Consider the following 24,372-nt stretch of genomic DNA (forward strand, 5'->3'; position numbering starts at 1 on the left):
CTTGCTCGCGATGGACCAGAGAACAACTCGGGGCACCAGGCTTCCCGCGTTATCGTTGACGACCATCGCGAGCAAGCTCGCTCCTACAGGGCTTGCATTACACGCGCGGCACGAGGTCCAGGCACACTGAATTGATGCAATAGCGCAGGCCAGTTGGCGGCGGGCCGTCGGGAAAAACGTGCCCCAGGTGCGCGTCGCATTTGGCGCAGACCACTTCGGTGCGGATCATGCCGTGACTGACATCACGGATTTCGGTCATGGCGCTGTCGCCGATTGGCGCGTAGAAGCTCGGCCAGCCGCAACCCGAGTCGAACTTGGTTTTGGAGTCGAACAGCGGCTCGTTACAGCAGATGCAGTGGTAGATACCGTCGGTCTTGGTGGCGTTGTACTTGCCGGAAAACGGTCGTTCGGTGCCTTTGAGGCGGCACACGTTGTACTGCTCCGGGTCGAGCATCGCCTTCCATTCTTCCAGGGTTTTTTCCAACTTTTCCATCATCACACCTCAGCGGCTGAAAAAGCCCGATCTGTACCTTTTCCACGGATCGGGCGGCACGTATGATTGCGCCTCGTCAAACGCCAGTCTGGCAGCCAGACCACGCGCATTCAAACGGAAATATGGGTGCTGCATCTCAAGGCGTCAGGCCTGTGTGAATACGCAGGATTCCCAGCACGGTTGCCCAAACGCCGTCTGGATCGTTCATTTTCGGGAACACATCGCCATGCAGGTCAGCAAATCGAACAAGCTCGCCAACGTCTGCTACGACATTCGCGGCCCGGTGCTCAAGCACGCCAAGCGCCTGGAAGAGGAAGGCCATCGCATCCTCAAGCTGAACATCGGCAACCCGGCGCCCTTTGGTTTCGAAGCACCGGATGAAATCCTCCAGGACGTAATCCGCAACCTGCCGACCGCCCAGGGCTACAGCGATTCCAAGGGCCTGTTCAGTGCGCGCAAGGCCGTCATGCAGTACTACCAGCAAAAGCAGGTGGAAGGCGTCGGCATTGAAGACATCTACCTGGGCAACGGCGTTTCCGAACTGATCGTGATGTCGATGCAAGCCCTGCTCAACAACGGCGACGAAGTGCTGGTGCCAGCGCCGGACTATCCGTTGTGGACCGCAGCGGTGAGCCTATCGGGCGGTAACCCGGTGCATTACCTGTGCGACGAGCAAGCCAACTGGTGGCCAGACCTGGCCGACATCAAGGCCAAGATCACCCCGAACACCAAAGCCCTGGTGATCATCAACCCGAACAACCCGACCGGCGCGGTGTACTCCAAAGAAGTCCTGTTGGGCATGCTGGAACTGGCCCGCCAGCACAATCTGGTGGTGTTCTCCGACGAGATCTACGACAAGATCCTTTACGATGACGCCGTGCACATCTGCACCGCCTCCCTGGCGCCGGACCTGCTCTGCCTGACCTTCAACGGCCTGTCCAAGTCCTATCGCGTGGCCGGTTTCCGTTCCGGCTGGATCGCCATCTCCGGCCCGAAACACCACGCCCAGAGCTACATCGAAGGCATCGACATGCTGGCCAACATGCGCCTGTGTGCCAACGTGCCGAGTCAGCATGCGATCCAGACCGCCCTGGGTGGCTATCAGAGCATCAATGACCTGGTGCTGCCCCAGGGCCGCCTGCTGGAGCAACGCAACCGCACCTGGGAGTTGCTCAACGACATTCCGGGCGTGAGCTGCGTCAAGCCGATGGGGGCGCTGTATGCATTCCCGCGGATCGACCCCAAGGTCTGCCCGATCCATAATGACGAAAAGTTCGTCCTCGACCTGCTGCTCTCCGAGAAGCTGCTGGTGGTTCAAGGCACCGCTTTCAACTGGCCATGGCCAGACCACTTCCGCGTCGTGACCCTGCCCCGTGTCGATGACCTGGAGATGGCCATCGGACGCATTGGCGGCTTCCTCAAGTCCTACCGCCAGTAAGCGATCTGTCACCGTGCGACGTTCCCGAACGTCGCACGGTGATTCATCCGGCAACATTTGTTTGCATTGCGCCACTGACGGTCGCCTTGACCGCTGCCGGATCGCGCCTTGCCTGCTCGCGCCTAACAAAGGCGGGGCCTTCGACATGAATTGACTGACAAACACTTCCCGCATACTTGTCGGAAATGCCCTGCAAGCAGCTAGACTGTTGCCGTAGGACACAGTTTGAAATAGTCACCCGGTTGAATACCCCGGTGCAGCACCTTATATACCCCGCAGTACGCCACATCTTTAGCATGAGGAGATTTCTACAACCATGATGCGCATCCTGCTGTTCTTGGCCACTAACCTGGCGGTCGTGCTGATTGCCAGCATCACCCTGAGCCTTTTCGGCTTCAACGGGTTCATGGCGGCCAATGGGGTTGACCTCAACCTCAATCAGCTGCTGATCTTCTGTGCGGTCTTTGGTTTCGCAGGTTCGCTGTTCTCGCTGTTCATCTCCAAGTGGATGGCGAAGATGAGCACCAGCACCCAGATCATCACCCAGCCACGCACCCGTCACGAGCAATGGCTGCTGCAAACCGTCGAGCAACTGTCTCGCGAAGCCGGGATCAAGATGCCCGAAGTCGGCATCTTCCCGGCCTACGAGGCGAACGCCTTCGCCACCGGCTGGAACAAGAACGACGCATTGGTCGCGGTCAGCCAGGGATTGCTCGAGCGCTTCTCGCCGGATGAAGTGAAAGCCGTCCTGGCCCACGAAATCGGTCACGTGGCCAATGGTGACATGGTCACCCTGGCGTTGATCCAGGGCGTGGTGAACACCTTCGTGATGTTCTTCGCACGGATCATCGGCAATTTCGTCGACAAGGTGATCTTCAAGAACGAAGAAGGCCAGGGTATTGCCTACTACGTGGCGACCATCTTCGCCGAACTGGTTCTGGGCATCCTGGCCAGCGCCATCGTCATGTGGTTCTCGCGCAAGCGTGAATTCCGTGCCGACGAAGCCGGTGCAAACCTGGCCGGCACCGCCGCGATGATTGGCGCCCTGCAACGCCTGCGGGCGGAACAAGGACTGCCGGTGCACATGCCCGACACCCTGAACGCCTTCGGCATCAACGGTGGCATCAAGCAAGGCTTCGCTCGCATGTTCATGAGCCACCCGCCGCTGGAAGAGCGCATCGACGCTCTGGCTCGTCGTCGGGGCTGATACACCCCACAGCAAAGCAAAAGGCCCGCAGCGATGCGGGCCTTTTTTATCTGCAGATTGCCGCGGTGCTCATTCTGGCCTCATCGCGAGCAGGCTCGCTCCCACACAGGTTCTGAGTCGCACACAAATTCCCTGTGGGAGCGAGCTTGCTCGCGATGAGGCCAGTACGGCCAGCCACTATTACCGACTGGAAACCCGATAAACCCGCTCCTCAAGCCGCGTGACACCCGCCTCCAGGAATTTCCCGCTCTCGCTCAACACATCCTGATCTTCCAGGATCTTCAGCGCCCATGAGTCCCCGAACAACCGCCGCACCTCATCATCGAGCACAGCAAACGGCGGGCCGGGCATTTGCGCCTGGTCATAGTCCAGGGTAATCACCAGGCCATGGGACTCCTTCGGCAATATCCGCTTCAAATGGGCGGCGTAGCGCTCTCGCATTTCCGTCGGCAGCGCGATCAACGCCGCGCGATCATAAAGCGCGGAGCAGTCGGCCACATCGCCTGCCGTCAGCTCGAAGAAATCGCCGCACCACAGCTCAATGGAACCTGCCCGATAAACCTTGAACGGCCCCTGCTCGCTGATGGCCGGATCAAAGCCATGTTCGCTGAAAAACTCCTCGACGGCTTTTTCCGACAGTTCGACCCCCAAGACCTCATGGCCTTGATGGGCGAGCCATAGCAAATCCAGGCTTTTTCCACATAACGGCACCAACACGCGTGCGCCTTCTTCAAGGCTTAACGCTGGCCAGAACCGCTTCAGATGAGGGTTCACCTGCGGCAGATGAAAGCCGATCTGGTTCGCCGCCCATTTCTTGTGCCAAAACTCCGGCTGCATAAATAACCCCGAAAATTCGATCAAAACACTCTAAAACTTATATTAGATTTAGATTAATGATCTGACTGAAGATGTTGCATCTTAACTCTCAGGAGCTCATTCATGTTCCCCAGCCTGTACATATCCCACGGCTCCCCCATGCTCGCCCTGGAACCCGGCGCCAGCGGGCCGGCACTTGCCCGCCTGGCCACCGAGATACCGAAGCCCAAGGCCATCGTGATTGTTTCCGCGCACTGGGAAAGCAATGAGCTGCTGGTCAGCGGCAATCCACAACCGGAAACCTGGCATGACTTCGGCGGCTTCCCCAAAGCCCTGTTCGAAGTCCAGTACCCGGCTCCCGGTGACCCACGACTCGCCGCCGAGGTTGCCGAACTATTGAAAACCGCTGGCTTTGCTGCACGTATCGACAGCAATCGGCCTTTTGACCATGGCGTCTGGGTGCCTTTATCGCTGATGTATCCGCTGGCAGACATCCCGATTGTCCAGGTCTCATTGCCCACCCGTGGCGGTCCCGCCCTGCAGACCCGTGTTGGCCACGCGCTGGCCAGCCTGCGCGAGCATGGCGTCCTGCTGATCGGCTCCGGCAGCATCACTCACAACCTGCGAGAACTGGACTGGCATGCCGGCCCCGAGAGCGTTGAGCCCTGGGCCCTGGCGTTTCGCGACTGGATGATCGACAAACTCGCAGCGAACGACGAAGCCGCGCTGCACGACTATCGCGCACAGGCACCAAACGCTGTACGCAATCATCCGAGTGATGAGCACTTGTTGCCGTTGTACTTTGCCCGAGCCGCTGGCGGGCAGTTCAGCGTTGCTCACCAAGGGTTCACCATGGGAGCGCTGGGCATGGATATTTACCGCTTCGGCTGACAGACAGACCGAGTCGCCCCCATCGCGAGCAGGCTCGCTCCCACATTTGATCTGCGGCACCTGTGGGAGCGAGCCTGCTCGCGAATGCCGCACCGCCGATTGAAAGGCAAAAAAAATCCCCGAACCAGTCGGGGATTTTTTATGTTCGATCAATCAGCCCGAGAGCGGATCAATCTTCGCGGTAGCGACGCAGCTTCAACTGCTTACCGGCAACGCGAGTGTCCTTCAGCTTGGTCAGCAACTTCTCCAGACCATCTTCCGGCAGCTCGACGAGGCTGAAGCTGTCACGCACCTGGATGCGACCGATCGCTTCACGCGCCAGGCCACCTTCGTTGAGGATGGCGCCCAGCAGGTTCTTGGCGGCGATACCGTCACGCGCGCCCAGCGCGGTGCGGCAACGTGCACGGCCTTCGCCCAGTGGCATCGGAGCGCGACGCTCGCGGTCACCACGCTCAGGACGATCACCGGAACGCTCTGGACGATCGCCACGCGGTGCATTGTTCGGCACCAGTGGACGCTCTTTCTCGATAGCGGCCAGGTTCAGCGCTTGACCGTTGGTAGCCTTGCGCAGCAGGGCTGCGGCCAGGGCACGCGGGCTGCAACCGATGTCGGCGGTCAGGCGATCGAGCAGATCACCGTGGGTCGATTCGGCTTCAGCCACCAGCGGCGACAGGCTATTGGTCAGCTTCTTGATGCGCGCATCCAGAACGGCTTGAGCGTCCGGCAGGCGAACTTCAGCAACCTTTTGACCGGTTACACGCTCGATCACTTGCAGCATGCGGCGCTCACGCGGAGTCACCAGCAGCAGTGCACGACCTTCGCGACCGGCACGGCCGGTACGGCCGATACGGTGAACGTAGGACTCTGGATCGTACGGCATGTCAACGTTGAACACGTGAGTGATGCGCGGAACGTCCAGGCCACGAGCGGCAACGTCGGTCGCCACAACGATGTCCAGACGGCCATCCTTGAGGGAGTCGATCACGCGCTCACGCTGGTTCTGGGCGATGTCACCGTTCAGCGCAGCGGCTTTGTAGCCTTTGGCTTCCAGGGCACTGGCCAGGTCCAGGGTCGCTTGCTTGGTGCGCACGAACATGATCAGGGCGTCGAAATCTTCCACTTCCAGCAAGCTGAGAACGGCCGAAGTCTTCTGGTCAGCGTGAACCAGCAGGTGAGCCTGCTCGATCGCGGTAACGGTCTGGGTCTTGCTCTGAATCTTGACGTGCTTCGGATCGCGCAGGTGGCGTTCGGCGATGGCACGGATCGATTGAGGCAAGGTGGCCGAGAACAGTACGGTCTGACGGGTTTCCGGCATGGCCTTGAAGATGACTTCCAGGTCGTCCATGAAGCCCAGCTTGAGCATTTCGTCGGCTTCGTCGAGAACCAGGTGGTTCACGGTCGCCAGTACTTTTTCGTCGCGACGCAGGTGGTCGCACAGACGGCCCGGAGTGGCGACAACGATTTGTGCGCCATTACGGATTGCTTTCAGTTGTGGGCCCATCGGCGCGCCGCCGTAGACAGCCACAACAGTCACGCCCGGCATTTGCTTGGCGTAGGTTTCGAAAGCGGTTGCAACTTGTAGCGCCAACTCACGAGTTGGGGCCAGGATCAGAGCTTGCGGCTCGCGCTTGGACGGATCAATGCGGTGCAGAATTGGCAGGGCAAAGGCAGCGGTTTTACCGGTACCGGTTTGCGCCTGACCAATCATATCGTGACCGGCGAGAATGATCGGGATCGACTGCTGCTGAATGGCCGAAGGCTCTTCATAGCCGGTAGCGACTACTGCAGCGACAATATTTGGATGAAGTTCAAGAGCGGCGAAGCCGCCGATTTCCTGGGTCATGGGTCTGCCTCTAAGTGCATCCGCAAAGACCCATGCTCCAAAGCTGCACATGCCGTGTTGAGACTCAAGAGTCGCCCTGGCAGCTTTGTCGGCGGGGATTTGCGAAAACGAATGAATGAAAAGAATCGTCAAGGAAGAGTCCGCTGGGCGGACGTGCAGCCGAAGCTGGCTTCGGGGAATTGCGCTACCTAAACGCGGCCCGGTTAAAGGCCGGCGCGCACTATACCGGAATTCGCCCAAAAAGGGAGCTTTTTTTATCGGAAATCCACCGGATACACCGTTGTGTAACAGGCTTTGCGAATAATCGGTCAGCCGTCTATTTTTCAAAGGCCCGGCCTTGCGGGTGATGGCGCTAAAACGGTTCACCCTTTACCGTGCAGACCGCCGGTCTGGCACGCCTTTCCCACCCCGAGGAACGCTCCATGAATCAGCCCAGCTCCAGTCGAGTCAGCCGCGAACGGCATGGTCATGTGTTCCTGATAGGTCTGGATCGGGTGGCCAAGCGCAATGCCTTCGATCTCGACCTGCTCAACGCGTTGAGCCTGGCCTATGGCGAGTTCGAAGCCGACAGCGAGGCGCGGGTGGCGGTGGTGTTCGCTCATGGCGAACACTTCACCGCCGGGCTCGACCTGGTCAATGCCAGCGTCACACTGACAGATGGCTGGCAGGTTCCACCCGGCGGCTGTGATCCGTGGGCGGTGTTCGCAGGTCCCAGGGTCAGCAAACCGGTAATCGTCGCCGCCCAGGGCTATTGCTTGACCATCGGCATCGAGTTGATGCTGGCCGCCGACATCAACCTGTGCGCCAGCAACACCCGGTTCGCGCAGATGGAAGTGCAACGCGGAATCTTCCCGTTCGGCGGTGCGACCCTGCGCCTGCATCAAGTGGCCGGCTGGGGCAATGCCATGCGCTGGTTGTTGACCGGTGATGAATTCGACGCCCGTGATGCCTTGCACCTGGGTCTGGTGCAGGAGGTCATGGCCAGTGAGGACTTGCTGCCCCGGGCGATTGAACTGGCCGAACGGATCGCCCGTCAGGCACCGCTTGGCGTGCAGGCGACGCTGATGTCTGCGCGACAGGCCCGGTATGAAGGGGAAACCGCGGCGGCACAGGCGTTGCCGCAGCTAGTCAAGAAGTTGATGGCTACCGAGGACGTCAAGGAAGGTGTGCGGTCGATGGTGGAGCGGCGGCCGGGTGTCTTCAAAGGGCTTTAGCCTTGTATTGCCAGTAAGAAAGCTATCGCGAGCAAGCTCGCTCCCACAGGGGATCGCGGTCAAATGTGGGAGCGAGCCTGCTCGCGATGGGGCCATCACTGATAACTCAGGTAGCCGGACGAATGCACTTGATCAACGAATCCAGCGAGTACCCCAACCGCGGCGCCAGCGCTTCGGCGCGGGCGATCAGGCCGTCCATGTCCAGTTCCTGGTCCAGCTCCGACGGCACGATCAGAATCACGTTGCCCTCCTTCACCGGCAGCTCCCAGTAATGTCGGTGATACAAACCGCGCAACAAGGCGGCGCCCAGGGGTTTGCCATCGTCGGTCGCCCACTGATTGATGACCAGCCAGCCACCCGGATTCAATCGCTTCTGGCAGTTTTCCAGAAAGCTCCATGCCAGATGACCGACACCCGGACCGACATCGGTATAAAGGTCGACGAAAATCAGGTCGGCCGACTCAGCGGTGTCCAGCAGTTCCAGCGCATCGCCAACGCGGATGTACAGGCGCGGATCGTCATCCAGCCCCAGATATTCAATAGCCAGGCGCGGTACGTCCGGGCGTAGTTCGATGGCTTCGACATCTTCCAGCGGCAGGAACTTGAGGCAGGCCTGGGTCAGCGTCCCGGCGCCGAGGCCGAGAAACAGCGCACTTTCCGGTTGCTGGTGGCACAGCGCACCAATCAGCATCGCCCGGGTGTAGTCGTACTCGAGCCAGCTCGGATCGGCCGTGAACACGCAGCTTTGCTCGATGGCATCACCGAATTCGAGAAAACGATAATCGGCCACTTCCAGCACACGAATCACGCCGAACTCGTCCTGTACCTCGGCGAGCAGATGCTCGACGCGCTCCTCAGTCATTTCATCTCCTGATCGTCACCGGGGCCGGCAACGCAATAACACCGCGTGTAGAGAGCGGCAAAGGCGAGATTGTCGGCGAAGCGACGGGAACAGGTCACGCACTAATTTGCTGATAACATGGAGGTCCGAGCGAAAACACTAGAGACCGCGATGAGCCAACCCTGGAGCCCCGACAGCTGGCGCGCCTTGCCGATCCAGCAACAACCCCAATACCCCGACGCCGCGCATCTGCAGCAGGTCGAGCAGACCCTGGCCAGCTATCCGCCACTGGTGTTTGCCGGTGAAGCCCGGGAGTTGCGCCGTCAGTTTGCCGAGGTGACCCAGGGCCGCGCGTTTCTGTTGCAGGGTGGCGACTGCGCCGAAAGCTTCGCCGAATTCTCCGCGGCGAAAATCCGCGACACCTTTAAGGTGTTGTTGCAGATGGCGATCGTGATGACCTTTGCCGCCGGCTGCCCAGTGGTCAAGGTCGGGCGCATGGCCGGGCAGTTCGCCAAGCCCCGTTCGGCCAATGACGAAACCATCGATGGCGTGACCTTGCCCGCCTACCGTGGCGACATCGTCAACGGCATCGGTTTCGACGAAAAAAGCCGCGTACCGGACCCGGAACGCCTGCTGCAGTCCTATCACCAGTCCACCGCCACCCTGAACCTGTTGCGTGCATTTGCCCAGGGCGGTTTTGCCGATCTGCACCAGGTGCACAAGTGGAACCTGGACTTCATTGCCAACTCGGCGCTGGCGGAAAAGTACAGCCACCTGGCCGACCGTATCGATGAAACCCTGGCATTCATGCGCGCCTGCGGCATGGACAGTTCGCCGCAGTTGCGCGAAACCAGTTTCTTCACCGCCCACGAAGCGCTGCTGCTGAACTACGAAGAAGCCTTCGTGCGTCGCGACAGCCTGACCAACGACTACTACGACTGCTCGGCCCACATGCTGTGGATCGGCGATCGCACCCGTCAGCTGGACGGCGCCCACGTCGAATTCCTGCGCGGGGTGAACAACCCGATCGGGGTCAAGGTCGGCCCGAGCATGAACCCGGACGACCTGATTCGCTTGATCGACGTGCTCAACCCGCAGAACGATCCGGGTCGCCTGAACCTGATCGCACGGATGGGCGCGAACAAGGTCGGCGATCACTTGCCGCAGCTGATCCGCGCCGTCCAGCGCGAAGGCAAGCAGGTGCTGTGGAGTTCGGACCCGATGCACGGCAACACCATCAAGGCCAGCAGCGGCTACAAGACCCGCGACTTTGCGCAGATCCTCGGCGAGGTGAAGCAGTTCTTCCAGGTACACGAAGCCGAAGGCAGTTATGCCGGGGGTATCCACATCGAAATGACCGGGCAGAACGTGACCGAGTGCATCGGTGGTGCGCGCCCGATTACCGAGGATGGCTTGTCGGATCGCTATCACACCCACTGCGACCCGCGGATGAATGCCGATCAGTCGCTGGAGCTGGCGTTTTTGATTGCTGAAACCTTGAAGCAGGTTCGGCGCTAGATTTTGCTTCTCTGATAGACCGCCATCGCGAGCAAGCTCGCTCCCACATTGGACCGCGCTCCCCTGTGGGAGCGAGCTTGCTCGCGAAGAGGCCAGCTCAGCCACCCTCAATCTGTGCCAGTGCCACCCGCAACCTCGCCGCACTCGCCCGCGGGCAATTCAGCTGAACCTGTGCCAGCCCCAGCCAATCCGCCATCTGCCGCAGATTGACCGCCAACGCCAACATCCCCTCGTCATCCAGCCCCGCCTCCTCCTCATGCACCGCATGCACCGCCAAACGGCCCACCCCCCGTTCGGCGCGCAGATCGACTCGTGCGGCAATCCGTTCGTTGTGCAAAAACGGCAGGACGTAATAGCCGTACACCCGTTTGTCCGGCGGCGTGTAAATCTCCAGCCGATAGCGGAAATCAAACAGCCGCTCGGTCCGGCTGCGTTCCCAGATCAGCGAATCGAACGGCGAGAGCAAGGCACTGGCCACGACTTTACGCGGCACTTTTGGCTCGGGCAGACAATAGGCCGGTTGTCGCCAGCCCTGCACTTCGCAGGTCAGCAATTCCCCGGCCTCGACCAACTCGGCCAAACGTGGACGACTGTCCGCAGGGTTCAAGCGGAAATAGTCACGCAAATCCTTCTCCGTACCGACCCCCAAGGCCGTTGCCGCATGCCGCAACAGGCCGCGCTGGGCCTCGTCTTCACTCAGGACGGGGTGCGCAAGCACCGCCGAGGGAATCACTCGCTCCGGCAGATCGTAGAGCCTTTCGAATCCGCGCCGTCCGGCAACAGTCACTTCACCGGCAGCGAACAACCATTCCAGCGCATGCTTTTCCGCGCTCCAGTCCCACCAGGGGCCGGCCCGTTCCTGACGGGTCGACAGGCTGCCGGCCCCCAGCGCGCCCTGCTCCTCGACCGAGGCCAGCACCCGGCGAATTGTGTCCTGTTGCTCACGACCGAAGCGCGCCAGCTGCTGATAAATATCCTCGCCACGTCTGGCACGCTGCATGCGCCAGCGCATCAGCGGGAACATGGAAAGTGGCAACAACGAGGCTTCGTGGCCCCAATACTCGAACAACGTACGGCGCCGGCCCTGACTCCAGGCAGCCTGGTCGAGCAAATCGGAGGAGTAGTTACCGAGGCGGGAAAATAGCGGAAGGTAGTGCGAACGCACCAATGCATTGACCGAATCGATCTGCAAAATGCCCAGCCGTTCGATCAGGCGATTGAGCGCAACAGCCTTGATCGCCGCTGGCGGCGACCGCCCGTTGAACCCTTGGGCGGCCAGCGCCAGACGCCGAGCCTGTTTGAGGGTAAAGGACAACGTTGCGGGCATGGGTGCCTCCTTGTCTGCTCGCAACCTACCTCACCGGTAAGGGGTTTGTGTAGCGTGGCATTCATCATTTATGCATCGGGTCATTCCAGAACGGCTTGATCGACTCGTTCTCCACATCCGCACGGCTCATGCCGATGTCCTTGAGTGCTTCGTCGCTCAAGCTCGCCAGCAATTCGCGCTCGCGATGCAATTCGTACCAGCGGCCGACCTTGTGCAGCAGATCGGATATCACGTGAATCGAGTGTTTTTCTGATCCTTGGAACTCATGTTGACCTTTCATCTTGTTGCCCTCCGTTTGGATGGCTCCAGTCTCGCGCCGGGTCTAAGATCAATCCAACGAATGTTTCTGATGTCACATATCTCGGAGATTGATGGATGTCCGCCTACCCGAGTATCGATACCGAAGTCTTGCGCACCTTCGTCGCCATCGCCGACCAGGGCGGCTTTACCCGCGCCGGGGAATTGGTCAACCGCACCCAGTCCGCCGTCAGCATGCAGATGAAACGACTGGAAGAAGATGTGCTGCAGCGTCAGTTGTTCCAGCGCGACGGGCGGCAGGTGCGACTGACGGCTGAAGGCCAGGTGCTGCTCGGCTATGCGCGACGCATCCTCAAGCTGCACAGCGAGGTCTTCAATACGTTGCGTGAGCCCGACATGGTTGGCACGGTGCGTATCGGCACGCCGGACGATTATGTGATGCGGTTCCTCCCGGGGATTCTGCGCCGGTTTGCCCAGTCTTACCCGCTGATTCAGATAGAAGTGCACTGCGAATCATCAAAACAACTGCTGATGCGCCAGGACCTCGACCTGTCCATCGTGACCCGTGAACCGGGCAGCGAAATCGGCCAGTTGTTGCGCAAGGAACGCTTTGTCTGGGCCGAGGCACAATGCTACAGCGCCCACGAGCAGACGCCGCTGCCACTGGCGATGTTCAACAGTGATTGCTTCTGCCGCCAGTGGGCCTGCAATGCCCTGGATGCCCGGGGGCGCGATTACCGGGTGGCGTACAACAGCGACAGCCTGTCGGCGATCATGGCCGTGGTCAGCGCCGGCCTGGCCGTCACGGCGCAACTTGAAAGCCTGATCACCGCGGACATGCGCATCCTCGGTGAGGCCCAGGACCTGCCGCTGCTGCCCGAGGCCAGCATCATGCTCGTGCGCAACCTGCATAACCCGTCACCCATCACCGAGTGCCTGGCCGAGCACATCATCGAAGGCTTCAAACTTTGAAGGCGAGCATCACCGCACAGAACACCAGGAACCCGCAAAACAGCCCGCGCAGCAGCCGCTCCGGCAATGCGTGGGCAACCTTCACGCCCCAACTGATGCTCATCAGCCCACCGACCGCCAAGGGCAAGCCGATCACCCAGCTGACCTGATGGTGTGCGGCGTAAGTCACCAGCGTCACCCCCGTACTCGGCAAGGCCAGCGCCAACGACAGCCCCTGCGCAACCACTTGGCTCGTGCCGAACAGACTGGTCAGCACCGGTGTCGCCACCACCGCGCCACCCACGCCGAACAGCCCGCCCATCGTGCCGGATGCAGCGCCAAGCAGGCCCAGCCAGGGCCATGAGTAGTTCATCTGCGAAGCCGGCGGAGCACTGGCGGCGAACATGCGAACGAGGTTGTACGCCGACAGTGCGATCAGAAAGGCGACAAAGCCTATGCGCATGGTTTGCGCATCAATGCCCACCGCCCAGATCGACCCGAGCCAGGCGAAGCAAAACCCCATGATGGCCAGCGGTAACGCGTGACGCAGTTCGATACGGATGCGCTGATGATAGCGCCACAGCGCCAGCATCACGTTCGGCACCACCATCACCAGCGCGGTGCCTTGGGCAATCTGCTGATCGAGCCCGAACAGCACGCCCAGCAGCGGAATGGCGATCAGGCCGCCGCCGATGCCAAACAAACCGCCGAGCGTGCCCAACGCAGCGCCGAACACCAGATACATCAAGAACTCAATCACAGCATTTTCCCCGTTGCCGTCAGGCCTTTGATCCTACGCAGTTGCTTCTGGCACGGAAACGCATAGCAACGCACAATGGCTGTGCCAAATTCGCACAAGCACAAACCTGCCATGAACCCCAATCAACTGACCGACCAACTGGCCTTGTTCCTCGACGTGCTGGAAACCGGCAGTTTTTCCGCCGCCTCGCGCCGTCATCCGCTAACCCCTTCGGCCGTGGCACGGCGTATCGACAGCCTGGAAAGCGCGGTCGGCAGTCAGCTGTTCCTGCGCAGCACGCATGCGGTACGCGCCACGCCGGCGGGATTGGCCTTTGCCGAGCGCGCACGGCGGATCGTCGCCGAATTGCGCCTGGCCCGGGCCGAGGCGGTGTCCCTGAGCAGCGCGCCGGAAGGCCTGATTCGTATCGATGCGCCGGCAGCCTTTGGTCGCCGGCACCTGGCACCGGTGATTGCCGATTTCCTGATGCTCTACCCCGGGCTCGATGTGCAGCTGCACTTGATCGACAGCTTCGTCGACATGCAGGGCCTGAACCTCGGCAAGGTCGATCTGGTGCTGCGCGCCGGGCAACTGGCCGATACCCGGCTGGTGGCCACACCACTGGCGAGCATGGTGCGTATCGCCTGCGCCAGCCCTGATTATTTGCGGCGTCGCGGCGTGCCGACCGAGCCGACACAGCTGATTGAACACGACGGACTCGACTGGGATGGCCTGGCTCCGCCCTTCGCCTGGCGTTTCGAGCGCGACGGGCAAATGCACTTGCACCGGCCGGCGCGGATCCGCATGAGCGCCAACAATGCCGAGGCGCTGGTGTGCGGCGCATTGGCCGGACTCGGTATCGCGCACCTGCCGACCTGGCTGGCCAGCGAATACCTGTTGCGGGGTGAGTTGCTGCCGCTGTTCTGCGACAGCGGTCTGCCGAAACCGGAAAGCGCCGGCATCTATGCCTTGCGCCTGGAACAGCAGCCAAACTCCCGCAGTCGCTTGTTGCTGGAGTACCTGAAAACCCGCTTCAGCCCGATTCCGCCCTGGGACCTGGAGCTGCAAACCCATTTGCAACGGCACTGATCAAAATTATCTGGCGCATTAAAGATTCGCCCGCTAGATTCTTCAGATCACAGATCAAGGCTTCGACATGACCACCGAGCGCAACACCCCGGACAACTGCGACAACCTGATGCTGGACAATCAGGCGTGCTTCGCCCTGCATTCCACTTCGCTGATGATGACCAAGGTCTACAAACCCTTGCTGCAAGCGCTGGGCCTGACCTACCCGCAATACCTGGCGATGATGGTGTTGTGGGAAAAGGACGGTTTGACCGTAGGTGAAATCAGCACGCGGTTGCTGACCGATCCTGGCTCGTTGACGCCGCTGCTCAAGCGCCTGGAAGCCGAAGGCCTGCTCAGCCGAACCCGCAGCCGCGAAGATGAGCGGGTGGTGATCGTCGAACTCACCGAACAGGGCCGGGCGTTGCGCGACAAGGCCCGGGACATTCCCCAATGCATCCTCGGCGCCAGCGGGATGACCCTGGAGCGCCTGAAAAACCTGCAGGCGGAACTGCAGGAGTTGCGTCGCCACCTGCAAGACAGCCTCTAGTCTCCAAACCACCACAAATCCCTTGTGAGAGCGAGCTTGCTCGCGATGGCGGTGTATCAGTCAGCATCATTGCTGAATGTGAGACTGCAATCGCGAGCAAGCTCGCTCCCACAGCGGCTCTGCGGCCCACCAGAAAACCGGGTTCGCCACCCTCCCCAGAAAAAAACCCGCTGAAAATCCCCCTCGATAGCTCTAGCTCAATACTTTCAACCTAAACCACCTCACAGCCTTGCGTCTTTTTTCAAATTTCCTTGAAAATTTATCTTGCGCACTAAACATTAGCGCGATACATTTATTTCGCACTTACTTAGCGCGCAAACATTTAGCGCAAAACAAACAAAACCCTAAACGAGGCTTTCACCATGCAAACTCTCTACACCGCAATCGCAACCTCCACCGGCGGCCGTGACGGTCGTGCGGTTTCCAGCGACAACATCCTCGACGTCAAGCTCGCCACGCCCAAAGAACTCGGCGGTGCCGGCGGCGCAGCCACCAACCCAGAGCAACTGTTCGCTGCCGGCTACTCCGCCTGCTTCATCGGTGCCCTGAAATTCGTGGCCAGCCAGACCAAGCGCAGCATTCCTAACGACGCTTCGATCACCGCTCATGTCGGCATCGGCCAGATCCCTGGCGGCTTCGGCCTGGACATCGACCTGCACATCAGCCTGCCGGGTCTTGAACAAGCCGATGCTCAAGCACTGGTCGATGCGGCCCACCAGGTCTGCCCGTACTCCAACGCCACCCGTGGCAACGTCGATGTGCGTCTGCACGTAACCGTCTAAGCGCTGACTACCCAGGCCCGAACAGGAAACGCACATGAACACTTTCAGCAAAGTCTTGACCGGTACCCTTCTCACCTTGTCCATCAGCAACGCGTTCGCAGGTACCGGGGTTGAACACAACACCCAGGCGTTCCTCGACGTTCTCAACGCTGGAACCGGCAAGCCGATGGAGCAAATGACGCCCGCCGAGGCCCGCGCCGTGCTGGTGGGCGCGCAGGCCGGGGTGAAGCTGACGCTGCCAAAAGCCGATGTCAGCCAGAAGACCATTCAAGTCGACGGCCAACCGATCAGCCTGACCATCGTCCGGCCGGCCGGGGTCAAGGGCGAGCTGCCGGTGTTCATGTTCTTCCACGGCGGTGGCTGGGTGCTGGGGGACTTCCCGACCCACGAGCGGCTGGTGCGTGACCTGGTGACGGGTTCGGGTGCCGCGGCCGTATTCGTGAACTACACGCCGTCGCCGGAAGCGCATTACCCGGTGGCGATCAACCAGGCTTACGCCGCAACCCGATGGGTGGCCGAGCACGGCAAAGAGATCAACGTCGATGGCCAGCGCCTGGCGGTAGCCGGCAACAGTGTCGGCGGCAACATGGCGGCTGTGGTTGCGCTGATGGCCAAGGACAAGGGCACACCGGCGATCAGGTTCCAGGTGCTGTTGTGGCCGGTGACTGATGCCAACTTCGAAACCGCGTCCTACAACCAGTTTGCCGAAGGGCACTTCCTCACCAAAAACATGATGAAGTGGTTCTGGGACAACTACACCACCGACGCCAAGCAACGGAACGAGATCTACGCCTCGCCACAGCGCGCAACCACCGCCCAGTTGAAAGGATTGCCTCCAGCGCTGGTGCAGACCGCCGGGGCCGACGTATTGCGCGACGAAGGCGAAGCCTACGCCCGCAAGCTGGACGAGGCCGGTGTGCCGGTGACCTCGGTTCGCTACAACGGCCTGATCCACGACTACGGTTTGCTCAACGTGGTGAGCCAGGTGCCAGCGGTGCGTTCGGCGATGTTGCAGGCGTCTGAAGAACTCAAGCAACACCTGAAGAAATAACACTGCCTCTGTAGGAGCGAGCTTGCTCGCGATGGACGGCCAGACAACGCGGTCATTTAGATAGCCCGCGTTATCGTTAACGACCATCGCGAGCAAGCTCGCTCCTACAGAGGGTGGAGTGTTTCAGGCAAAAAAAAGCCCGACTCAATGGTCGGGCTTTTTCATTCCTGAAGCTGTGCTTATTTGGCACGGCCTTTGTAGGAACCGCCTTCGCGGGTATCGATCTCGATCATGTCGCCGATTTCGATGAAGTCAGCAACCGACAGCTCGGTACCGTTCTTCAGTTTGGCAGGCTTCATCACCTTGCCGGAAGTGTCGCCGCGAGCGGAACCTTCGGTGTAGTCAACCTGACGCACGATAGTGGTCGGCAGCTCTACGGAAACCAGACGCTCTTCGAAGAAGATCGCTTCGCAAACATCGGTCATGCCTTCTTCAACGAAAGGCAGAACGGCTTCGATGTCTTCAGCGTTCAGCTCGTACATGGTGTAGTCGGTGGTGTCCATGAACGTGTAGGTGTCGCCGCTGATGAAGGACAGGGTCGCTTCTTTGCGGTCGAGGATTACGTCGTCCAGTTTGTCGTCGGCGCTGTAAACGATCTCGGTCTTGTAACCGGTCAGCAGGTTTTTCAGCTTGGTCTTCATGATCGCGCTGTTACGACCAGACTTGGTGAATTCAGCTTTCTGAACCAGCCAAGGATCGTTTTCGAGACGAATCACGGTCCCGGGTTTCAGTTCTTTACCAGTTTTCATTGCGAATATCCGAATTTGGATGGGATTTACAAAAATCTAGGCCGCGTATCATATCCAATTTCCATAAAACTGTACCAGCGCCGTGGCAAGATCGGCCTGCAAGGCCTGCTCCAGACACCACGCCTCGGCGTGTTTTTCCAGCTCTGGCCAGTGTTTACGAGTGAATTGCCAGTGGTCGGCCATTTTTTCACCGGCGTTCCACGCCCGCCAGAGACCGCTGATCGCCTCCCGCGCAGGCGCAGATAACCCCTTCACATAGAGTTCGAGGAAGGCTTCGAGCTTGTCCAGGTGGATGTCTTCTTCCTGCCGGTAGATATGCCAGAGAAATGGCCGGCCAGCCCATTGCGCGCGCACAAAGGAATCTTCGCCGCGCACGGCATTGAAATCGCAGCACCACAGCAACCGGTCGTACTGGTCCTGGCGGACGAATGGCAGCACTTGCACGGTCAAGGCATCACGCACATGCACGGCACCGGCCGCCAAACCCTGTACACCGAGCCAACGCTCGACGTCGCCGAGAATCCGCCCTTCCGGCACCAGCAGATGAGTGGCAGTAGAATCGCCGGCCATTGCATCAAGCCAACTGGCCAGACCGGTGTTTTCGTAGGCAAACAATGAGATCAGCTGCGCGCCGGGCGCAGGATCAATTCCCAAGCCTTGCAGGAATTTTCTTTGAGCCTGCGGGTTTTGCTGAAATTGCCGACGCCGTTCCAGCAACCCTCGCTCACGCAGCAGTCCGCCGGTGCCCTTCTGGAATCCTGGGAAGAAGAAGAACTTCTGCACGTTTTTGTACTTCACCGAGGGCAAACCGTGGCAGCCGATGACCCAGTCCTCGGCGCTCAGGTAATCCAGGTTCATCCACAGCGGCGTCTTCTCCCGTTCGGCCATGGCCTCCATATAGGCGCTCGGCAATTGGCAGGCAAATGCAGCGATCACCACATCGGCGGCTTCGGTCGGTTGCCACTCGGCTGGCCATTGGCGCACTTCGACGCCTTGCTGCAACTGCCTGGGAGCATGGATGTCGATTTCCGGGCACAGGCGCTCGAACGCTCGCAGGTCATCGACCCATAGACGCACCGCCAGCCCATGTTCGGCCACCAGTTGCCGGGCCAGTCGCCAGGTCACGCCGATGTCGCCGAAGTTGTCGACCACGGTGCAAAAAATATCCCAGCGGGTTTTCATTTCAGGCATTCCAGGCTCCCGTTGGCAAAGGCGCCGATTGTCCGCATAAATTACCCCGTGCAGAAGAGCCGACGGCGATTATTCTTCATGCGACAATCGCCACTCGCCAGTGACCTTTCGCCAGGAAGCAACCATGCCCCACCGCCCCACTCCGCGCCGATCCTTCCCGATCAGCCTCAGCGCCCTGCAACTGACCGGCAGTATCGCCCTCGGCATGTGGCTCGGGTTCATTGCCATTGTGTTGACCTGCTGGCTCGCGTCACGCCTGCTTTTCAGCGAGCAACTCGCCCCGGTCGCGGCGGCGGTTGAGCAGCTGGCCCAACCACCCGCAGCGGCTCAACCGCTGCCGAACATTCCGCCACAGAGCCCGCTGTTCGAGCAATATGAAGAAAACCTGCGCAAGAACGAACAGCAGCAACGGCTTGATCAGGCACGCAGCAGCAGTCGCAACCTGGCCAACCCGAACTGTCAGTTCTGGCTGCAACAGGACCGGACTGCACCCAGCGAAAAAAGCCGCGCCAACGTCCTGCAATTCTGCGATTGATCATGAATAAGCAAACCGTCCACCAACTGATTCTCGACAGGCTGCGGATCGATCTCGACATCGCCGAGCGGGCCGCGCAAACCGCCTACGAAACGGCGACCCACGAAGAAAACATCGCCGAGAACAAGTACGACACCCTGGGGCTGGAAGCGTCCTATCTCGCGGCCGGGCAAGCCAGGCGGGTCGAGGAAATTCGCCAGTCACTGAGCCTCTGCCAGAACCTCGCCCTGCGTCCGTATGACGATCAGTGGGGCATCGAAGTGGGCGCGCTGCTGGGGCTGGAGGACGAAAAGGGGCGCGAACAATGGCTGTTTCTGGCCCCCGATGCAGCAGGGTTGAAGGTCGATCTGGTGGGGCAACTGATTACCGTCATCACCCCGCGCTCACCGCTGGGCAAAAGCCTGCTGGGCAAGTTCGAGGGCGATGAGGTGGAGATCATGGTGGCGGGCGCTCGGCAACAGTTCGCTGTCACCGAGGTGGTTTGACCGGCAGGAAACGCTATCAGTGAACGGGTAGTTCGACGCCTTCGAACAGCTCTTCCAGTTCCTGCTTGTTGTGGCACTGAATGGCCTTGGCCATGACTTCGCGGGTCAGGTGCGGCGCAAACTTCTCGATGAAGTCGCACATGAAACCCCGCAGGAAGGTGCCGCGACGGAAGCCGATCTTGGTTACGCTGGACTCGAACAGTTCGCTGGCATCGAGTACCACCAGGTCGCTATCGAGCTTGGTGTCGACAGCCATTTTGGCCACGATGCCTACGCCCAGACCCAGGCGAACATAGGTCTTGATCACGTCGGCGTCGGCGGCGGTGAACACCACTTTCGGCGTCAGGCCGCGATGGCTGAAGGCTTCGTCGAGTTTCGAACGGCCGGTAAAACCGAACACGTACGTCACGATCGGGTATTCGGCCAGTGCTTCGAGGGTCAGTTTCGACAGTTTGGTCAGCGGGTGGCCCTGAGGCACGACCACGCAACGGTTCCAGCGGTAGCACGGCATCATCACCAGATCACCGAACAGCTCGAGCGCTTCGGTGGCAATGGCGAAATCCACGGTGCCGTCAGCGGCCATTTCGGCGATTTGCATCGGCGATCCCTGATGCATGTGCAGGGCCACGTCCGGGTATTGCTTGATGAAATTGCTGATTACCGGCGGCAACGCATAACGCGCCTGGGTATGAGTGGTGGCAATCGACAGGGTGCCTTTCTTCTCGTTGGAGAACTCCTGGGCGATCTGCTTGATGCTTTCAACCTTGCGCAGAATCTCGCCAGCGGTGGTGATGATGCGCTCGCCGGCCGGGGTGACACGGGTCAGGTGCTTGCCGCTACGGGCAAAAACCTCGACGCCCAGTTCGTCTTCCAGCAGACGGATCTGCTTGCTGATGCCCGGTTGAGAGGTGTAAAGGCTTTGGGCTGTAGCGGAAACGTTGAGGTCGTGGTGCGCCACTTCCCAGATGTAGCGCAATTGTTGAAGCTTCATATGAATCCCTCAAAGCAGGTAGACGCCACGGGCATCAGCGACGGTATATAACTATATTAATGGCTCGAAGAATAAATCTAGAACTTTTTTATCAAATTGCCATTATTCGTGTTCTAGCGATCCCCTTGACGACGACGTTGCACCAGCGGCACCAGATAGACCGGCACCTTGGACAGTTGCAACACTCGGGCGGCGGTTCGCCCCAGAGGCGTTTCCGCACCAGCACCATGGCTGTGACTACCTACGATCAACAAATCCACGGAGAGTTTCTGCGCCTGGTCCAGAATCACCTGCGACGGATCGCCCTGCAGCACCCGTACTGCCTGAATCCGCTCCAGGTCGTGCTCCCCTTCATCCCCCAACTCCTCACGAAAACTGTCGAGCACCCGCTGCTCGATACTGGCAATCACCGTATTGAGGCCCTGGCTGTGAAACTCGTTCAGCGCCTGTTCATCGAGATAACTTTGCAGCACCGATTCGGCAAACAACCCCATGGGTTCAACCGCATGCACGACATACAAACTGGCATTGAAGGTCCTGGCCAGTTCCAGGGCATGCTGCATCACCACGGGCGCGTACAGACCAAGGTCAGTGGCATACAGCATCGAACGAATCATATGACCTCCTCGACTGCCAACATGGCGGAGATTTGATTCAGCTTAGCAGTGCCTTGGCGACTACGACGTCCCGCGCAACGCATTGAACGGTGGGCTTAAACCTTTTGCTCGTTGCTTATGCCATGGGGCACATGACCGGTGGCGACGACTTCTCTGGCCAACTCGCAGTGACCGGCCTGATCGTCGAAAAACACGTCGGCCGCGAAGGCTTCGAGAAAGGCCGACTTGGTCAGGCCGCCGAGGAACAGCGACTCGTCGAGACGGATGTCCCATTCGCGCAATGTGCGAATGACCCGCTCATGGGCCGGCGCCGATCGCGCCGTGACCAGCGCGGTACGGATCGGACAGGTGTCCTCCGGGAACTCACGCTGCAACAGGTTGAGGGCCGCGAGAAACCCTTTGAACGGCCCACCGCGCAACGGTTCGCGGGCGGCCTCACGCTCGCTGGCCTGGAACGCCTCCAGACCACCGGCCTGATAAATGCGTTCCGACTCATCGGAAAACAGTACCGCGTCTCCATCGAAGGCAATGCGTAACTCGTCGCTGGCCGCACGGCTGGCACCGCCCGACAGAATGGTCGCTGCCGCGAACCCGGCGTCCAGTGCATTGCGCACGTCTTCAGCGTGGGTCGAGAGAAACAGGTCGCAGCCAAAGGCCTTGAGGTAGGGATACGGACTGCGCCCGCCGACAAAGGCCGCACGGGAAATGGCCAGTCCGTAGTGGTCAATCGAGTTGAACACCCGCAGCCCGGTGTCGGCGCTGTTGCGCGACACCAGAATCACCTCGACCCGGGCGCGGCCGAGGCTGTTGTTGAGGTTCAGGAGTTTCTGCACCAGCGGGAAGGCATCGCCGGGCTCGAGGATTTCGTCTTCGTGTTCGATCTGATATTGCCGGTAGGCCTCGACACCACTCGACAGGTAGACCTTGTGGCTTTCGCTCAGGTCGAACAGCGCCCGCGAAGAAATCGCCAGCACCAGCTTGTCGTCAATTGCCTTTGGCATGCCCTTCCCCCTCAGGTCGGTCGAATCAGGTATTGCGTCGATCAATGAAACTCAAACTGCGATACAAGGCCTCGATGCGTGGCATCTCACACCCGGCAGCCTTCGCCGCCGCCAAAGGCCGGGCGTAGATCGCGGCCAGTTCCAGCGGTCGCTTGTGCAAATAATCGTGGTACATGCTCGGCCAGTAGTCGGGCATCTTTTCGGTCACCATGAACAAATGCTCGGCATAGCCTGCCGGTACGTCGTGCCCGCAGGCAACAGCGCCTTGGACCACTTCAGCCATCAGCGCCTTGATCAGCTCGCGGCTGTCGGCATCGGCCATCAACGGTGTGGTGCTCGCCCCCAGCAAAACCGAGAGACCGTTGTAAGGGATATTCCAGACCAGTTTTTGCCAACGCGCCTGATGCAGATTCGCCATGGCCTGGGAATCGAGGCCGGCGCTGCGAAACAGCCCGACGCCCTCCTCGACAATTGCGCTGCGTGCCGGCCCATCGGCGGGACCGCTGTGATAACCCACATGGACCGCGCCCAGCGCCTGATGGGTAATGACACCCGGCGCCTCGCGATGGACGCAGATGTAGCAGAGCCCTCCAAGCACATGCAACGAATCGGGGAGCAACGCGCGCAGGCTGTCTTCGACGTCCAGGCCGTTTTGCAACAGCAGTACCTTGGCGTTCGGTGCCGCCGCCTGCAGGATGGCAGGTGCCAGGTCGGCGTTGCTGGTGGTTTTCGCGCCCACCAGCAGCCAATCGCAAGGTGGCATGTCTTGCGCGTCCGAATAGGCCTGCACCGGGTTCAACGTCAGTACACCGTGGGGCGCGCTATCGACTCGCAAGCCATGCTCGGCCACCGCGGAGAACTCGCTGCGCAGCAGAAAATGCACATCAAAACCGGCACGTGCCAGCATCACCCCGTAGAAACCGCCGATTGCGCCGGTCCCGATAATGCCGATCGTCGGCTTGGCAACTGTCCCCATCATGGCAACTCCTCTGCTGTTCGACTCAGCGCCTGGTGCACGGCCCGATTGAGCTCGGTGCCGGTCAGGCGCGATTTCAGTGCTCCAAAGAATTCACCGTCGCGAACGACAAACAGCGCCGGCAAGTGAAAAACCTGATAACGCTCGACCACCCCGCCGTTGTTGCCGGCATCGATCCAGCACAGCCGATCGACTGCCAGGTCGAGTGTCGGCAATTGCTCGCGGGCAAAACGGCAACTGGCGCAGCCGACACTGGTGAAAATGACCAGCGATACACCGCTCATCGCCAGCAGCCGTTGGTCGGCGTCAAAATCGGTCAGTTCCAATTCGACCACTATACTGGGAGGAACAATGTCAGATGGCCGACACATGGAGTCTGTGTTCATGGGACGATTCATTCCTCACCCTGACGATGTGCCCGTCGAATTAACGTTGCTGAAACCTGAGTGTCTTTCGCGACGACAGCTGCACACTATCAGTCTCGGGGGCATGGCTTGCAATTATCACCGTGCGTGGCGTCACGGCACGGCGCTGGAGGTACGCATGCCGACCGTGAACCCGGACATGCGCTACCTGGGCTATGTCGCCTGGTGCCTGCGACGCAAGCGCGGTTATCTGGTAGGCATCGCTTTCGTCGATGAACAAACGCTGTTCAGCGCCCGGATGGGCGAACAGGTGTGCCAGATCGAACGCTACTGCCGCCTGCATGAGGCCCACGAAGACTTGCAGGACATCCAGGCCCTGGCCCTCGAATGGGTCCAGGAGCATGCCGACGAGTTCTCTCACGATTCGGTGCGCAAGGCTTTTGCGCAACCGGTGCTGGAATAGAGGCATTCTTGA

27 protein-coding genes are annotated in these 24,372 nt (G+C 60.2%); 13 read left to right on the forward strand and 14 right to left on the reverse strand.

Features of this window, described 5'->3' with window-relative positions:
• Positions 1 to 97 precede the first annotated feature (97 nt).
• The gene (gene msrB, locus AC1RDQ_RS24865; RefSeq protein WP_057716578.1) at positions 98 to 493 is read right to left on the reverse strand and encodes a peptide-methionine (R)-S-oxide reductase MsrB; all 396 of its coding nucleotides are present in this window, start codon (positions 491 to 493) and stop codon (positions 98 to 100) included.
• Between the two features lie 226 nt (positions 494 to 719).
• Here msrB and AC1RDQ_RS24870 point away from each other — a divergent pair, with 226 nt between their 5' ends.
• A complete protein-coding gene (locus AC1RDQ_RS24870; RefSeq protein WP_007973513.1) occupies positions 720 to 1,931 on the forward strand; it encodes a pyridoxal phosphate-dependent aminotransferase in 1,212 nt (403 codons plus the stop codon).
• Positions 1,932 to 2,247: 316 nt separating this feature from the next.
• Positions 2,248 to 3,138, forward strand: coding sequence for a protease HtpX (gene htpX, locus AC1RDQ_RS24875; protein WP_007973520.1), 891 nt, complete (start codon positions 2,248 to 2,250; stop codon positions 3,136 to 3,138).
• Between the two features lie 180 nt (positions 3,139 to 3,318).
• On the opposite strand, the gene AC1RDQ_RS24880 is transcribed toward htpX, so the two are convergent.
• Complete coding sequence (locus tag AC1RDQ_RS24880; RefSeq protein ID WP_492588397.1) at positions 3,319 to 3,975, reverse strand: thiopurine S-methyltransferase; 657 nt, start codon at positions 3,973 to 3,975, stop codon at positions 3,319 to 3,321.
• A 102-nt stretch (positions 3,976 to 4,077) separates the two neighbouring features.
• Here AC1RDQ_RS24880 and AC1RDQ_RS24885 point away from each other — a divergent pair, with 102 nt between their 5' ends.
• Positions 4,078 to 4,845 (forward strand): DODA-type extradiol aromatic ring-opening family dioxygenase, encoded by a 768-nt coding sequence (locus AC1RDQ_RS24885; protein WP_340313495.1) that lies wholly within the window; start codon positions 4,078 to 4,080, stop codon positions 4,843 to 4,845.
• A gap of 169 nt (positions 4,846 to 5,014) precedes the next feature.
• Here the strand turns inward: AC1RDQ_RS24885 and AC1RDQ_RS24890 are convergent, their stop codons facing one another.
• Positions 5,015 to 6,688 (reverse strand): DEAD/DEAH box helicase, encoded by a 1,674-nt coding sequence (locus tag AC1RDQ_RS24890; RefSeq protein ID WP_007973525.1) that lies wholly within the window; start codon positions 6,686 to 6,688, stop codon positions 5,015 to 5,017.
• Positions 6,689 to 7,110: 422 nt separating this feature from the next.
• Here AC1RDQ_RS24890 and AC1RDQ_RS24895 point away from each other — a divergent pair, with 422 nt between their 5' ends.
• Positions 7,111 to 7,902: a crotonase/enoyl-CoA hydratase family protein gene (locus AC1RDQ_RS24895; protein ID WP_218494463.1), complete on the forward strand. Its 792-nt coding sequence runs from the start codon at positions 7,111 to 7,113 to the stop codon at positions 7,900 to 7,902.
• 106 nt (positions 7,903 to 8,008) lie between these two features.
• On the opposite strand, the gene AC1RDQ_RS24900 is transcribed toward AC1RDQ_RS24895, so the two are convergent.
• Entirely contained in the window at positions 8,009 to 8,764 is a 756-nt protein-coding gene (locus AC1RDQ_RS24900) for a spermidine synthase (RefSeq protein ID WP_057713821.1), read from the reverse strand.
• Positions 8,765 to 8,914: 150 nt separating this feature from the next.
• On the opposite strand from AC1RDQ_RS24900, the gene AC1RDQ_RS24905 reads away from it, so the two are divergent.
• The gene (locus AC1RDQ_RS24905; RefSeq protein WP_057713820.1) at positions 8,915 to 10,261 is read left to right on the forward strand and encodes a class II 3-deoxy-7-phosphoheptulonate synthase; all 1,347 of its coding nucleotides are present in this window, start codon (positions 8,915 to 8,917) and stop codon (positions 10,259 to 10,261) included.
• A 97-nt stretch (positions 10,262 to 10,358) separates the two neighbouring features.
• Here the strand turns inward: AC1RDQ_RS24905 and AC1RDQ_RS24910 are convergent, their stop codons facing one another.
• Together AC1RDQ_RS24910 and AC1RDQ_RS24915 are read right to left on the reverse strand one after the other, a co-directional pair.
• Positions 10,359 to 11,588 (reverse strand): winged helix-turn-helix domain-containing protein, encoded by a 1,230-nt coding sequence (locus AC1RDQ_RS24910; RefSeq protein ID WP_492588381.1) that lies wholly within the window; start codon positions 11,586 to 11,588, stop codon positions 10,359 to 10,361.
• Positions 11,589 to 11,652: 64 nt separating this feature from the next.
• Entirely contained in the window at positions 11,653 to 11,868 is a 216-nt protein-coding gene (locus tag AC1RDQ_RS24915) for a DUF1127 domain-containing protein (RefSeq protein WP_008049076.1), read from the reverse strand.
• Positions 11,869 to 11,963: 95 nt separating this feature from the next.
• Here AC1RDQ_RS24915 and AC1RDQ_RS24920 point away from each other — a divergent pair, with 95 nt between their 5' ends.
• Positions 11,964 to 12,818: a LysR substrate-binding domain-containing protein gene (locus AC1RDQ_RS24920; RefSeq protein ID WP_057713818.1), complete on the forward strand. Its 855-nt coding sequence runs from the start codon at positions 11,964 to 11,966 to the stop codon at positions 12,816 to 12,818.
• On the opposite strand, the gene AC1RDQ_RS24925 is transcribed toward AC1RDQ_RS24920, so the two are convergent.
• Positions 12,808 to 13,557, reverse strand: coding sequence for a sulfite exporter TauE/SafE family protein (locus AC1RDQ_RS24925; RefSeq protein ID WP_057713817.1), 750 nt, complete (start codon positions 13,555 to 13,557; stop codon positions 12,808 to 12,810). The two genes, AC1RDQ_RS24920 and AC1RDQ_RS24925, sit on opposite strands and share 11 nt — an antisense overlap.
• 111 nt (positions 13,558 to 13,668) lie before the next feature.
• Here AC1RDQ_RS24925 and AC1RDQ_RS24930 point away from each other — a divergent pair, with 111 nt between their 5' ends.
• The 4 genes from AC1RDQ_RS24930 to AC1RDQ_RS24945 all read left to right on the forward strand — a co-directional run bounded on the left by AC1RDQ_RS24930 (position 13,669) and on the right by AC1RDQ_RS24945 (position 16,987).
• Positions 13,669 to 14,625: a LysR family transcriptional regulator gene (locus AC1RDQ_RS24930; protein ID WP_057716577.1), complete on the forward strand. Its 957-nt coding sequence runs from the start codon at positions 13,669 to 13,671 to the stop codon at positions 14,623 to 14,625.
• A 67-nt stretch (positions 14,626 to 14,692) separates the two neighbouring features.
• Positions 14,693 to 15,154, forward strand: coding sequence for a MarR family winged helix-turn-helix transcriptional regulator (locus AC1RDQ_RS24935; RefSeq protein ID WP_057713816.1), 462 nt, complete (start codon positions 14,693 to 14,695; stop codon positions 15,152 to 15,154).
• A gap of 362 nt (positions 15,155 to 15,516) precedes the next feature.
• Positions 15,517 to 15,936 (forward strand): organic hydroperoxide resistance protein, encoded by a 420-nt coding sequence (locus tag AC1RDQ_RS24940; protein ID WP_046031808.1) that lies wholly within the window; start codon positions 15,517 to 15,519, stop codon positions 15,934 to 15,936.
• Positions 15,937 to 15,970: 34 nt separating this feature from the next.
• Entirely contained in the window at positions 15,971 to 16,987 is a 1,017-nt protein-coding gene (locus tag AC1RDQ_RS24945; protein ID WP_492588382.1) for an alpha/beta hydrolase, read from the forward strand.
• Between the two features lie 179 nt (positions 16,988 to 17,166).
• Here the strand turns inward: AC1RDQ_RS24945 and AC1RDQ_RS24950 are convergent, their stop codons facing one another.
• Both AC1RDQ_RS24950 and earP read right to left on the reverse strand, forming a co-directional pair.
• Positions 17,167 to 17,736, reverse strand: coding sequence for an elongation factor P (locus AC1RDQ_RS24950; protein WP_007943632.1), 570 nt, complete (start codon positions 17,734 to 17,736; stop codon positions 17,167 to 17,169).
• 48 nt (positions 17,737 to 17,784) lie between these two features.
• Positions 17,785 to 18,927, reverse strand: a complete 1,143-nt coding sequence (gene earP, locus AC1RDQ_RS24955; protein ID WP_057713814.1) for an elongation factor P maturation arginine rhamnosyltransferase EarP — start codon at positions 18,925 to 18,927, stop codon at positions 17,785 to 17,787.
• Between the two features lie 124 nt (positions 18,928 to 19,051).
• Between earP and AC1RDQ_RS24960 the strand changes: the two genes are divergently transcribed.
• The gene (locus tag AC1RDQ_RS24960) at positions 19,052 to 19,462 is read left to right on the forward strand and encodes a hypothetical protein (protein ID WP_057713813.1); all 411 of its coding nucleotides are present in this window, start codon (positions 19,052 to 19,054) and stop codon (positions 19,460 to 19,462) included.
• Between the two features lie 2 nt (positions 19,463 to 19,464).
• The gene (locus AC1RDQ_RS24965; protein ID WP_492588383.1) at positions 19,465 to 19,947 is read left to right on the forward strand and encodes a GreA/GreB family elongation factor; all 483 of its coding nucleotides are present in this window, start codon (positions 19,465 to 19,467) and stop codon (positions 19,945 to 19,947) included.
• Between the two features lie 16 nt (positions 19,948 to 19,963).
• On the opposite strand, the gene cysB is transcribed toward AC1RDQ_RS24965, so the two are convergent.
• From cysB to AC1RDQ_RS24990, 5 genes are all read right to left on the reverse strand, one after another.
• The gene (gene cysB, locus AC1RDQ_RS24970; protein ID WP_015094029.1) at positions 19,964 to 20,938 is read right to left on the reverse strand and encodes an HTH-type transcriptional regulator CysB; all 975 of its coding nucleotides are present in this window, start codon (positions 20,936 to 20,938) and stop codon (positions 19,964 to 19,966) included.
• Positions 20,939 to 21,051: 113 nt separating this feature from the next.
• Positions 21,052 to 21,555 carry a universal stress protein gene (locus AC1RDQ_RS24975; RefSeq protein WP_056727114.1) on the reverse strand — a complete coding sequence of 168 codons (504 nt, stop codon included), beginning with the start codon at positions 21,553 to 21,555 and terminating at the stop codon, positions 21,052 to 21,054.
• 95 nt (positions 21,556 to 21,650) lie between these two features.
• A complete protein-coding gene (locus AC1RDQ_RS24980; RefSeq protein WP_046043378.1) occupies positions 21,651 to 22,556 on the reverse strand; it encodes a 5'-nucleotidase in 906 nt (301 codons plus the stop codon).
• Between the two features lie 25 nt (positions 22,557 to 22,581).
• On the reverse strand, positions 22,582 to 23,535 hold the full coding sequence (locus tag AC1RDQ_RS24985) for a putative 2-dehydropantoate 2-reductase (RefSeq protein ID WP_218494455.1): 954 nt from the start codon (positions 23,533 to 23,535) through the stop codon (positions 22,582 to 22,584).
• Complete coding sequence (locus AC1RDQ_RS24990; RefSeq protein WP_057713808.1) at positions 23,532 to 23,918, reverse strand: thioredoxin family protein; 387 nt, start codon at positions 23,916 to 23,918, stop codon at positions 23,532 to 23,534. The genes AC1RDQ_RS24985 and AC1RDQ_RS24990 overlap by 4 nt, the downstream gene beginning before the upstream one ends.
• Here AC1RDQ_RS24990 and AC1RDQ_RS24995 point away from each other — a divergent pair.
• Positions 23,917 to 24,360, forward strand: a complete 444-nt coding sequence (locus AC1RDQ_RS24995; RefSeq protein WP_079246728.1) for a PilZ domain-containing protein — start codon at positions 23,917 to 23,919, stop codon at positions 24,358 to 24,360. The genes AC1RDQ_RS24990 and AC1RDQ_RS24995 overlap by 2 nt on opposite strands.
• Positions 24,361 to 24,372: the final 12 nt, after the last annotated feature.

This window comes from Pseudomonas sp. GW823-FHT02E01 (genome assembly GCF_058797535.1).

Coding starts and splice junctions, on each gene's coding strand:
- msrB (WP_057716578.1), bottom strand. CDS start 493: ATGGAAAAGTTGGAAAAAACCCTGGAAGAATGGAAGGCGATGCTCGAC.
- AC1RDQ_RS24870 (WP_007973513.1), top strand. CDS start 720: ATGCAGGTCAGCAAATCGAACAAGCTCGCCAACGTCTGCTACGACATT.
- htpX (WP_007973520.1), top strand. CDS start 2,248: ATGATGCGCATCCTGCTGTTCTTGGCCACTAACCTGGCGGTCGTGCTG.
- AC1RDQ_RS24880 (WP_492588397.1), bottom strand. CDS start 3,975: ATGCAGCCGGAGTTTTGGCACAAGAAATGGGCGGCGAACCAGATCGGC.
- AC1RDQ_RS24885 (WP_340313495.1), top strand. CDS start 4,078: ATGTTCCCCAGCCTGTACATATCCCACGGCTCCCCCATGCTCGCCCTG.
- AC1RDQ_RS24890 (WP_007973525.1), bottom strand. CDS start 6,688: ATGACCCAGGAAATCGGCGGCTTCGCCGCTCTTGAACTTCATCCAAAT.
- AC1RDQ_RS24895 (WP_218494463.1), top strand. CDS start 7,111: ATGAATCAGCCCAGCTCCAGTCGAGTCAGCCGCGAACGGCATGGTCAT.
- AC1RDQ_RS24900 (WP_057713821.1), bottom strand. CDS start 8,764: ATGACTGAGGAGCGCGTCGAGCATCTGCTCGCCGAGGTACAGGACGAG.
- AC1RDQ_RS24905 (WP_057713820.1), top strand. CDS start 8,915: ATGAGCCAACCCTGGAGCCCCGACAGCTGGCGCGCCTTGCCGATCCAG.
- AC1RDQ_RS24910 (WP_492588381.1), bottom strand. CDS start 11,588: ATGCCCGCAACGTTGTCCTTTACCCTCAAACAGGCTCGGCGTCTGGCG.
- AC1RDQ_RS24915 (WP_008049076.1), bottom strand. CDS start 11,868: ATGAAAGGTCAACATGAGTTCCAAGGATCAGAAAAACACTCGATTCAC.
- AC1RDQ_RS24920 (WP_057713818.1), top strand. CDS start 11,964: ATGTCCGCCTACCCGAGTATCGATACCGAAGTCTTGCGCACCTTCGTC.
- AC1RDQ_RS24930 (WP_057716577.1), top strand. CDS start 13,669: ATGAACCCCAATCAACTGACCGACCAACTGGCCTTGTTCCTCGACGTG.
- AC1RDQ_RS24935 (WP_057713816.1), top strand. CDS start 14,693: ATGACCACCGAGCGCAACACCCCGGACAACTGCGACAACCTGATGCTG.
- AC1RDQ_RS24940 (WP_046031808.1), top strand. CDS start 15,517: ATGCAAACTCTCTACACCGCAATCGCAACCTCCACCGGCGGCCGTGAC.
- AC1RDQ_RS24945 (WP_492588382.1), top strand. CDS start 15,971: ATGAACACTTTCAGCAAAGTCTTGACCGGTACCCTTCTCACCTTGTCC.
- AC1RDQ_RS24950 (WP_007943632.1), bottom strand. CDS start 17,736: ATGAAAACTGGTAAAGAACTGAAACCCGGGACCGTGATTCGTCTCGAA.
- earP (WP_057713814.1), bottom strand. CDS start 18,927: ATGCCTGAAATGAAAACCCGCTGGGATATTTTTTGCACCGTGGTCGAC.
- AC1RDQ_RS24960 (WP_057713813.1), top strand. CDS start 19,052: ATGCCCCACCGCCCCACTCCGCGCCGATCCTTCCCGATCAGCCTCAGC.
- AC1RDQ_RS24965 (WP_492588383.1), top strand. CDS start 19,465: ATGAATAAGCAAACCGTCCACCAACTGATTCTCGACAGGCTGCGGATC.
- cysB (WP_015094029.1), bottom strand. CDS start 20,938: ATGAAGCTTCAACAATTGCGCTACATCTGGGAAGTGGCGCACCACGAC.
- AC1RDQ_RS24975 (WP_056727114.1), bottom strand. CDS start 21,555: ATGATTCGTTCGATGCTGTATGCCACTGACCTTGGTCTGTACGCGCCC.
- AC1RDQ_RS24980 (WP_046043378.1), bottom strand. CDS start 22,556: ATGCCAAAGGCAATTGACGACAAGCTGGTGCTGGCGATTTCTTCGCGG.
- AC1RDQ_RS24985 (WP_218494455.1), bottom strand. CDS start 23,535: ATGATGGGGACAGTTGCCAAGCCGACGATCGGCATTATCGGGACCGGC.
- AC1RDQ_RS24995 (WP_079246728.1), top strand. CDS start 23,917: ATGGGACGATTCATTCCTCACCCTGACGATGTGCCCGTCGAATTAACG.
- AC1RDQ_RS24990 (WP_057713808.1), bottom strand. CDS start 23,918: ATGAACACAGACTCCATGTGTCGGCCATCTGACATTGTTCCTCCCAGT.